General features: G+C 27.5%; 6 protein-coding genes. All 6 read left to right on the top strand.

Features of this window, described 5'->3' with window-relative positions:
* Positions 1-1,038 precede the first annotated feature (1,038 nt).
* The 6 genes from glgB to glgD all read left to right on the top strand — a co-directional run bounded on the left by glgB (position 1,039) and on the right by glgD (position 11,158).
* Positions 1,039-2,925 carry a 1,4-alpha-glucan branching protein GlgB gene (glgB, locus tag HMPREF0216_RS12085; protein ID WP_242824725.1) on the top strand — a complete coding sequence of 629 codons (1,887 nt, stop codon included), beginning with the start codon at positions 1,039-1,041 and terminating at the stop codon, positions 2,923-2,925.
* Between the two features lie 13 nt (positions 2,926-2,938).
* Positions 2,939-4,378: a glycogen synthase GlgA gene (gene glgA, locus HMPREF0216_RS12080; protein ID WP_005214665.1), complete on the top strand. Its 1,440-nt coding sequence runs from the start codon at positions 2,939-2,941 to the stop codon at positions 4,376-4,378.
* 25 nt (positions 4,379-4,403) lie between these two features.
* The gene (locus HMPREF0216_RS12075) at positions 4,404-6,839 is read left to right on the top strand and encodes a glycogen/starch/alpha-glucan phosphorylase (RefSeq protein ID WP_040419839.1); all 2,436 of its coding nucleotides are present in this window, start codon (positions 4,404-4,406) and stop codon (positions 6,837-6,839) included.
* 13 nt (positions 6,840-6,852) lie between these two features.
* The gene (locus tag HMPREF0216_RS12070) at positions 6,853-8,682 is read left to right on the top strand and encodes a glycoside hydrolase family 13 protein (protein WP_040419838.1); all 1,830 of its coding nucleotides are present in this window, start codon (positions 6,853-6,855) and stop codon (positions 8,680-8,682) included.
* 183 nt (positions 8,683-8,865) lie between these two features.
* Positions 8,866-10,023, top strand: coding sequence for a glucose-1-phosphate adenylyltransferase (locus tag HMPREF0216_RS12065; protein WP_040419837.1), 1,158 nt, complete (start codon positions 8,866-8,868; stop codon positions 10,021-10,023).
* Positions 10,024-10,051: 28 nt separating this feature from the next.
* Positions 10,052-11,158 carry a glucose-1-phosphate adenylyltransferase subunit GlgD gene (gene glgD / locus HMPREF0216_RS12060; RefSeq protein ID WP_040419840.1) on the top strand — a complete coding sequence of 369 codons (1,107 nt, stop codon included), beginning with the start codon at positions 10,052-10,054 and terminating at the stop codon, positions 11,156-11,158.
* Positions 11,159-11,493 lie beyond the last annotated feature (335 nt).

Below are 11,493 nucleotides of genomic sequence, written 5' to 3'. Positions count from 1 at the left end.
TTGTTATGTAAAATTATAATTTTAAAGATAATTAACGTTCTACTTTTATACTGGAAGTAAAAATATGTTGTTCTTTTACTAGAGGATTTAGTAGAATATTAAGTATTAAAAATTATCACAACGAATGTCGTCAAGTAGGATAAAAATTGCTTAGAAATTAATCTAAGTATTTTTGTATTATAAATTATCTTATGATGTTAGCTAGAGAGAAAATAAAAGAGATATATGCTTTAAAGAGATATATGCTTTACTTTGGAAATCAATATAAAATTAAATTTCCATGTAAAAATTTATCTAAATGAATGTTATTAGGCAAGAAAGAACACTTAGATTAGTTTAATTTAAGTGTTTTTTTGTGCTTTAAAATACTAGAAATTAGCTTTAATAAATTCTAATTATTGGAAAAAGAAAGCGTTTAACTAATGATAGATTCAAGCATTACAATTTTTATATTTTTCTTTTTTTTATTTATTATAAATTTTATTTAATTTAATAATAATATGATAATAAACATAAATTATAGTGTATATGTATATGTGATTATTAATAATAAATAGTATTCATTTAAAGCATATATGTATAAAAATATCGTCAAAAAGTGACAAGAAAACAAAGTAAAATATTAAAAAACAACTTAAAACAACAAAAATAGAAGCAATGTAAAAGTATACTATAAATTTTATCGTATTATATGTCGCTTAAAAGAAGTTGAAGTATGTAAAAAGTAAATGATAGAATTATAAAATAGAATAGATAAAATTACTTTAAATAGTAATGTTTTGCAAAATATACTATGGTAGGAGGGATAATATGGTGAGGAACATAGGAACTGCAGTAAAGAAAAATAGCCGTAAAAAAACAATTAATGATGTTAATTCAATAAATTCAAATACAATAACAGATATTAAGAATAAGAAATTAGATTCAAATAATATAGATAGTCTAAATATAGAAAAAAGTATAGATAATGATAAAAATATAGAAGAGAATGCTAGAAAAAAATCAGCAAAAACTAAAACTAAGTGTGAAGTAAGTGATATGAACATTTATTTATTTCATGAAGGAAAACATTATGAAGCATATAAATTTATGGGCGCACATTTAGTATATGAGAAACGAAAAAAAGGTGTAAGATTTACAACTTGGGCGCCTAAAGCTAAAAATGTATATATAACAGGAGATTTTTGTAATTTTAAAATTGAACAAGAATACAAGATGGAAAAAATATCAAAAGAGGGATTGTGGAGTATATTTGTTCCTAATATAACAGCTGGAGAAAAATATAAGTATGTTATAGAAACTACAAGTGGAAAATTTAATTATAAGGCTGATCCATATGCATTTAAATCAGAAGTTAGACCAAATACAGCATCTATAGTTGCGGACAATACAAAATATAAATGGAACGATAGAAGCTGGATGATGAAAAGAAAAAGATTTAATATGTATGAAAGTCCTATAAATATATATGAAGTTCATTTAGGTTCTTGGAAGAGAAAAAACAATGAATTTATGACATATAGAGAGATAGCTGATGAATTACCTAAATATGTATCAGAAATGGGATATACACATGTTGAAATATTACCAATAATAGAACATCCATTAGATGCTTCATGGGGATATCAAGCTGTAGGGTATTATTCAGTTACTAGCAGGCATGGAGATATTAATGATTTAAAATATTTAATTGATGAATTGCATAAAGCCGGAATTGGAGTAATACTTGATTGGGTACCAAGTCATTTTTGTAAAGATGCACATGGATTATACATGTTTGATGGAACTCCAACATATGAATATGAAGAAGAATGGAAAAGAGATAATAAAGGTTGGGGAACATATAATTTCGATTTAGGAAAGGCAGAGGTAAACAGTTTTCTTATATCTAACTTATTCTATTGGATAAAGGAGTTTCATATAGATGGAATTAGAAATGATGCAGTATCTAATATGCTTTATTTAAGTTATGGAAGAAATAACGGTGAATGGATTCCTAATAAATATGGGGGCGATGGAAATTTAGAGGCAATTGAGTTTATTAAAACTAATAATAAAGCAATTCATGAAGAATATCCTACAGTAATGACAATTGCTGAAGAATCTACAGCATGGCCTAAAATATCTAAACCAATTGAAGATGGAGGCTTGGGCTTTAACTTTAAATGGAATATGGGATGGATGCATGACACATTAAAATACATTAAAGATGACCCTGTTTTCAGAAAATATAATCACAATAAAATTACGTTCTCTATGGCATACAATTATTCAGAAAACTTCATTTTACCAATATCACATGATGAAGTTGTTCATGGAAAAGGTTCTCTTTTAAATAAAATGTGGGGAGATCAGTGGAATAAATTTGCTGGACTAAGATTATATATAGCTCATATGATTGCACATCCAGGTAAAAAGTTAATTTTTATGGGAAGTGAATTAGGAGAATTTATTGAGTGGAGAGAATATGAGGAATTGGAATGGAATTTAATAGAGAATGATAGTATTCACACTAAGAACCATAAATTCTTCAAAGATATAAATAATTTTTATAAAGAAAATAAATCTTTATGGGAAAAAGATTATGATATTGATGGTTATGAATGGATTGATGCTAATAATGCAGATGAGAGTATATTTTCTTTTATCAGAAGGGGTAAGAAAGAAAATGATTTCTTAATTTTTATATGTAATTATACTCCAGTAGTTAGGTATGATTTTAGAGTTGGAGTACCTACTCTAGGAATTTATAAAGAAACATTTAATACAGATAAAGAGGAATATGGTGGATCTGGACAAGTTATAGAGAATGTTATTGTAGCAGAAGAAATACCTTATAATAATCAACCATATTCAATAAATATAAAAGTTCCACCAATGGCAGCTATTGCTCTAAAGTTAGAAAATATTAATAAATTAAAATAGGGAGTGTGAATAGATGAAAGTATTATTTGCAGCATCAGAAGCGCATCCATTTATTAAGACTGGTGGATTAGGGGATGTAATGGGTGCTTTACCTCAATCCTTAAAAAAAATGGGACTGGATATAAGAGTAGTTATACCAAAGTATAAAAATATTAAAGATGAGTTAAAGCAGAACTTACAATTTGTAAAATGGTTTACAGTTCCTGTAGGTTGGAGAAATCAATATTGTGGTGTATTTCAATATGAATATAAAGGTGTAATTTATTACTTTATAGATAATGAATACTACTTTAATAGAGATGGTTTATATGGTTACTATGATGATGGTGAAAGATTTGCCTTTTATAATAGAGCCGTTGTTGAATTTATAAAAGAAATTGATTGGCAACCAGATTTAATAAATTGCAATGATTGGCAAACAGGAATGATACCAGTATTACTTAATCTAGAATATAAAAAAGATGTATTCTATAAGGAGATTAAGACTGTATTTTCAATTCATAATTTATTGTTTAAAGGGTGTTTTGCACCTAATATATTACCGGAATTGTTTGGATATGATTACATGCCATTAACAAATGGTAGCGTTGAATTAAATGGATGTGTAAGCTTTTTAAAGGGCGGTTTAAATTATTGTGATGAAATAACAACTGTTAGTAAGAGCTATGCTGAAGAAATTAAAACAAAACAATATGGTGAAGGATTAGAAGGATTGTTATATCAAAGAAGAGATCAGTTGTTAGGTATAGTAAATGGTATAGATTACGTAGAATTTAATCCTAAAAAAGATAAATTTATTTTTAAAAACTTCGATAGTAAAAATTTAAAGGGAAAATTAGAGAATAAATTGCAATTACAACAAGAGTTAGGTTTACCTCAAAAGGAAAATACACCTGTTATTGGATTAATATCTAGATTAACACATCAAAAAGGATGCGATTTAATTGTAAATATTATAGATAGATTACTTCAAAAAGATGTTCAAATTGTAATTTTAGGTACAGGCGATTATTGGTATGAGGAAACATTTAAAAATTTACAATATAGATATCCAGATAAAGTTTCTGCAAATATAAAATTTGATGATTGCCTTGCTCATAAAATATATGCAGGATCAGATATTTTCTTAATGCCATCATTGTTTGAACCATGTGGTTTAGGACAACTTATAGCATTAAGATATGGTGCAATTCCTGTAGTAAGAGAAACTGGTGGATTAAAAGATACAATAATTCCATATAATGAATATACAAAAGTAGGAAATGGCTTTGGATTTAAGAATTTTAATTCAAATGAATTAATGAATATCCTAGAATATGCAATAGAAGTTTATAACGATAAAGATTCTTGGAAAAATATTATTGACCAAGCTATGAATTCTGATAACAGTTGGGAAAAATCAGCTAATGAATATAAAAAATTATATGAAGTAGTTGTTAATAGCCATAAATAGATACAAGCTATTAGGAGGTAGATGTATGCTATCAATTGATAAGAATTCATTTAAAAGAGATTATAACAACAAATTCGTTCAATTACATGGGAAAGAATTAAAAGAAGGAAGTAATCAGCAAAAATACGAAGCATTAGGAAGTTTGGTAAGAGATTATGTTATTAGTACATGGATGGAGACTAATAACAAATACAATCAAACAGGAGAGAAACAAGTATACTATTTCTCAATGGAATTCTTATTAGGGAGATTATTAGGAGATTGTCTTTTGAATCTTGGAATAAGGGATATTTGTAAGGAAGCTTTAAGTGAATTAGGGATTAACTTAGAGGAAATTGAGAACTTAGAACATGATCAGGGGTTAGGTAATGGGGGATTAGGAAGACTTGCAGCTTGCTTTTTAGATTCGATGGCTTCGTTAAATATTCCTGGACATGGTTGTGGGATTAGATATAAATATGGATTTTTTGAGCAAAAGATAGTAGATTCTCAACAAGTGGAAGCATCAGATAATTGGTTAAGGGAGGGAAATGTTTGGGAAATAAAGAAACAGGATAAATGTGAAATAGTTAAGTTTGGAGGAAGTGTAATTTCTGGGGAGGTAGACGGAAAGTTAACATTCACTCATGTTAATTATGAACCTGTTTTAGCAGTACCATACGATACACCTATAGTTGGATATGAAAATGAAGTAGTAAATACATTAAGATTGTGGAGTGCAGAACCTGTATCTAATGAATTTGATTTTTCATCATTCAGTAGAGGTGATTTTATAAAAGCAATTTCATATAAAAATTCTGTAGAAGCTATATCGTTAGTTTTATATCCAGAAGATTCATTTTATGAAGGAAAAATGCTTAGATTGAAACAACAATATTTCTTTGTATCAGCAGGTATCCAGAGTATTGTTAGACATTTTAAGAAGCATAATGGAAATATAGCTATATTTGATGAGAAGATAGCCATTCATATTAATGATACTCATCCAACATTAGCAATTCCTGAATTAATGAGAATATTGCTTGATGAAGAGGGACTTTCATGGGAGACTGCATGGAGAATAACACAAAATACTATATCTTATACAAATCATACAATATTAGCAGAAGCTTTAGAAAAGTGGCCTGTAGATATGTTTAAAAATTTACTTCCAAGAATTTATATGATTGTAGAAGAAATAAATAGAAGATATTGTGAAGAGTTATGGAATAAATATGTAGGTCAATGGGATAAGATTGCAAGAATGGCTATAATATCTGATGGATATGTTAAAATGGCTAACTTAGCTATAGTTGGGAGCCATAGTGTTAATGGTGTTGCAAAACTCCATACTGAAATATTAAAGAAGAGGGAAATGTCTGATTTTTACTATTTATATCCATCAAAATTTAATAATAAAACTAATGGTATAACACATAGACGATGGTTGCTTAAGAGTAATCCTAAACTTACTAGTTTACTAAAAGAGACAATAGGAGATAGCTTTATAAAACATCCAACAGATTTAGAGAATTTTAAAAACCACTTAGATGATCCTAATGTAATAAATAGATTAGGTGAAATTAAAAAGTATAATAAAGAAAATTTAGCTAAGGAAATTTACAAGTCAAATGGAATACTTGTAGATACGAATTCTATTTTTGATGTTCAAGTAAAGAGAATTCATGCATATAAAAGACAAACTTTAAATTGTCTAAGAATAATGGAGTTATATAACAATTTATTAGAAAATCCTAATTTAGATATAATTCCAAGAACATTTATATTTGCAGGAAAAGCAGCACCAGGATATTATCTAGCTAAAAATATAATAGAGTTAATATGTAGGGTTGCTAAAACTATAAATAATGATAAGCGAGTAAATGACAAAATAAAAGTTGTTATGTTAGAAAATTATAATGTTTCATTAGCTGAGGATATAATACCAGCCACTGATTTAAGTGAACAAATATCAACTACCACAAAAGAAGCTTCAGGAACATCAAACATGAAGTTTATGATGAATGGTGCAATTACAATTGCTACATTGGATGGTGCTAATATAGAAATTAAAGATGAAGTTGGGGAAGATAATATAATTATTTTCGGGCTAAATGCAGAAGAGGTACTTAATTATCATAAAAATGGTGGGTATTCAGCTTGGGATATATGGAACAAAGATAAAAGGTTACAGAGGGTAACTGATGATTTAATAAATGGTAAGTATTGCAGTGATATTGATAGATTCAGATCTATATATGAAAATTTATTAACTTATAATGATGAATTCTTTGTATTAAAGGATTTTGATTCATATTTGAAAGCACAAGAACGTGTAAATCAATTATATATAGATAAAAATAAATGGCAAAAGATGTGTGGAATTAATATTGCACATTCAGGAATTTTTTCATCTGATAGAACTATTAAAGAATACGCAACAGGTATTTGGGGATCAACTGTAATATATAAAAATCTATAGGGGGAATGTGGAGTTGGGAGAAATACAAATTATCCATAATTCTCACGATACTGAATTTAGAAATCCATTTGGAGCTGTAACAGTAGGAACAACAGTAACATTGAGATTATGGACAAATAAAAGATGTTCAGCTTATATCAATCTAATAAACTTCTATAACAATCAGAGAGAAATTCAAATGAGAGAAGTAGGGTGGAGAGATGATATAAATAAATGGGTTTATGAGATTAATATAGATACTACTAATTCTATAGGACTTATATATTACTACTTTAGGGTAAATTATTATGGGAATGTTATTTATGGTAATAATATTGAGTCATTAGGAGGGGTAGGACAAGTATATTACAATGAGCCTATTAGCTATCAAATAACTATATATCAAAATCAAGATGTTCCTGAATGGTATAAAGAAGGAATAATATATCAGATATTTGTTGATAGATTTTTTAATGGAAATGATGATGGAAAAGTACTAAACCCAAAACGTAATACTTTTATATACGGAAATTGGAGTGATAATCCTATGTATATAAAAGATAGTTCTGGGAATATAGCTAGGTGGGATTTTTATGGTGGAAATTTATTGGGGGTTAAGAAAAAGCTAAAATATATAAAATCATTAGGTGTGAGTACAATATATTTTAATCCTATATTCGAATCTCCAAGCTGCCATAAATATGATACTGGGGATTACAAGAAGATAGATACTATGTTTGGTGATGAAAAAATATTTAGTGAATTATGTGAAGAGGCAGAGAAGTTAGGAATAAGAATCATATTAGATGGGGTTTTTAGTCATACAGGAGCGGACAGTATATATTTTAATAAATTTGGGAACTATGATTCTTTAGGAGCTTATCAATCTTTACAATCACCGTATTATAGTTGGTATAGATTTAATGATTATCCTAATGTGTTCGAATCTTGGTGGGGATTTTATAATATGCCTAATGTTGATGAACTTAATCCAAGTTATCTAGACTATATTATTAGGGATAAAGATTCAGTAATAGAGAAATGGTTGAAACTTGGAGCAAGTGGCTGGAGATTAGATGTGGCTGATGAATTACCAGATGAATTTATTAAGCTACTTAAGCAAAAACTGAAGGCAGTTAAAAAAGAAGGGGTATTAGTTGGAGAGGTTTGGGAAGATGCATCCAACAAAGTAAGTTACAACAGGAAAAGGGAATACTTATTTGGAAGGGAATTAGATTCGGTTACTAATTATCCACTTAGACAGATAATTTTAGATTTAGTTCACAATCGAATAGATACAAAATATTTTGTAAAAAAATATATGTCACTTGAGGAGAACTATCCAAAGGAAATTTTTTATTCAACAATGAATATACTTGGAAATCATGATACAGAAAGAATTTTAACATTATTAAATAATAATATAAAGTTATTGATAATGGCTGTAACAATTCAAATGACTTTACCAGGTGTTCCATTAATATACTATGGAGATGAAGCAGGATTAACAGGAGGAAAAGATCCTGATAATAGAAAGGCATATCCATGGGGAAAAGAAAATAAAGATATATTAGATTTTTATAAAAAAATTACTAAAATTAGATGCAGTGAAAATGCTCTAAAGGTTGGGGAAATCGAATTTATAGATAAAAATAATTCAATATTATGTTATGAAAGAAAAAAAGATAAAGAAAAAATAATAGTAGTTGTTAATATTGGAGAAAAAGAAGAGATATATTCTTTAAATAAAATAAAAGGAAAATTTATAGATTTATTATCTGAAAATGAATGTTATGAAGATGATAATGAAATTCTAGAAATAAGATTAAAATCACATGAATGTAAAGTATTAAAATTAGTTTAGTAGAAAGTAATAGCACTTTAAATTTATTAAGTGCTATTGCTTAAACAAATAGATAGAATAAATCACAAAATATTATTAATTGATAGGGTATGTACTCTATTTTAACATAAATTAAAAAATGTAAATCACGCTATAGTTTTAAATTAATATATAGATAAAATTCAAGAGGGGATGTGGAGGATAGTGAGAAAAAAAGAAATGGTTGCTATGATTTTAGCAGGTGGTCAAGGATCTAGATTAGGGGTGTTAACTAAAAAATTAGCAAAGCCAGCAGTTCCATATGGGGGAAAATACAGAATTATAGATTTCCCTTTAAGTAACTGTTCTAATTCAGGAATATATTCAGTTGGGGTACTTACTCAATATAAACCTTTAGAGCTTAATGCTCATATAGGAATAGGTAGCCCATGGGATTTAGATAGAAGAGATGGTGGAGTTAGAATATTACCGCCTTATCAAGAAGAAAAAGGTGGAAATTGGTATAAAGGGACAGCAAATGCTATATATCAAAATATAGAGTTTGTTGATAATTATGATCCTGAATATGTATTAATTTTATCAGGAGATCATATATATAAGATGGATTATGATAAAATGTTACAATTCCATAAGGAAAAGAATGCTGAAGCTACTATTGCAGTAATAGAAGTTCCTATGGAAGAGGCTTGTAGATTTGGAATAATGAATACTAATGAGGATTTATCAATATATGAATTTGAAGAAAAACCACAAAATCCAAAGAGTAACATGGCTTCTATGGGAGTATATATATTTAACTGGAAAACTTTAAGACAAGCATTAAAGGAAGATGAAAAAGATAAAGAATCTAGCAATGACTTTGGTAAAAACATAATTCCTAAAATGTTAAATGAAGGTAGAAGATTAGTTGCATATCCATTTAAAGGATATTGGAAAGATGTTGGAACAATAAGCAGCCTTTGGGAAGCTAATATGGATTTATTAAGTAGAGATAGTGGATTAAATCTTTATGAAGATGATTGGAAAATATATTCAGTTAGTCCAGTAAGACCAGCACAATATATTGGTAAAGATGCTAATGTAAAAAATTCATTAGTTGTTGAAGGTTGTACAGTTCATGGAACTGTTGAAAACTCAGTTCTATTTGAAGGAGTTTATGTAGGAAAGAATACAATAATAAGAGATTCAGTAATAATGACTGATGCAAAGATTGGAGATAATGTTGTTATTGAAAAAGCTATTATTGGTGGAGAGGCAAAAATAAGAAAAGATTGTAAAATTGGTGATGGTGAAAATATAGCTGTTATAGCATCAAAAGAAGATGTTAAGAGTGGAACAGTATTAGAATCACTAGAAGCTTAATTAATATAGGGGGGTAGACAGAATAATGATGAATAATTGTATTGGGATAATTAATTTAGATGAAAATGAGCAAAAGACTATTGAGTTGACAAGACGTAGACCATTAGCATCATTACCTATAGCAGGTAGATATAGAGTAGTAGATTTCATATTATCAAATATGACAAACTCAGGAATTGAGGGAATAGGCATATTTACAAAAAATAAGTCTAGATCATTAATGGATCATTTAACAAATGGAAAGCCATGGGATATTCATCGCAAGAAGGATGGATTAAAAGTATTCAATTTTGGAGATGTTGATCCAGTTCATGACGATGTTCATAATTTCCTAGATAATATAGATTACTTTGAACACAGCAAAAAAGAATATGTATTAATATGTTCTTCATATATGATTTGTAATATAGATTATAATAATGTATTAAAATATCATATAGAACAAGGAAATGATATTACTACAGTATATAAAAATGTAAAGCATGTTGAAGAAGATTTTATTGATTGCCAAGTTTTAAACTTAGATGAAAACTCTAGAGTTATTGGTGTTGGAGAAAATGTTGGTCTTAAGAATAGTGCTAACATAAATATGGAAATGTATATAATGAAAACTGATTTATTCTCAGATATTATATATGAGTGTATAAGAAGTGGAGAATATAAGAAAATAAAACAATATATAAATGGAAACATTAATAAATTAAAAGTTGGAGCTTATGAATTTAAGGGATTCTTAGCTTGCATTAATTCTGTTGATGCTTATTTTGCTGCAAATATGAATTTCTTAAATGAAAAAGTGAATAAAGAGTTATTTTATAGTAATTTCCCTATATACACAAAACCAAAAGATGCTTGTCCTACACAATATACAGAAACAAGTAATGTAGTTAATTCAATAATAGCAAATGGATCATATATTGAAGGTAATGTAAAGAACTGTGTTATTGGAAGAAATGTTTATATTGGAAAAGGTAGTGTTATAGAGAATTGTGTTATTCTTCAAAATACTGTTATAGGGAATAATGTAAATATGAATAATGTTATTACTGATAAGGGTACTTTAATAGATGATAATGAAGAGGTAAAAGGATTAAAAGATAATCCAGTAATTATTCCTAAAAAAAGAGTTGTTTAATATAATAAATTAATTTATATATAATTTATATAATTAATGTTAAAAAGAGCTGTTTTGAAACAGCTCTTTTTATTTATGGTTATATATTTTAATAGTCTAAATTTAATATTTAGAGGGCTAAATGTAATATTTAATTGAAAATATACAATAATAAGCATATTAACGTATCCACGCGTATCAATAATAGATTTATTAAGAAATATATAGAAAATAAGAGAAATATGAATATAAATATATAAAAATAGAATATATTATTTTAGAATAATATATAATTAGTGATAAGATAAATGACGACGCAAGTAACAAAATGTAAAACTTGATTAAAGCAAGATATA

The sequence above is a fragment of the Clostridium celatum DSM 1785 genome (assembly GCF_000320405.1).
GTDB lineage: Bacteria > Bacillota > Clostridia > Clostridiales > Clostridiaceae > Clostridium > Clostridium celatum.
The sequence above is the reverse complement of the archived record's forward strand: the minus strand, read 5'-3'. Positions and strand labels throughout refer to the sequence as shown.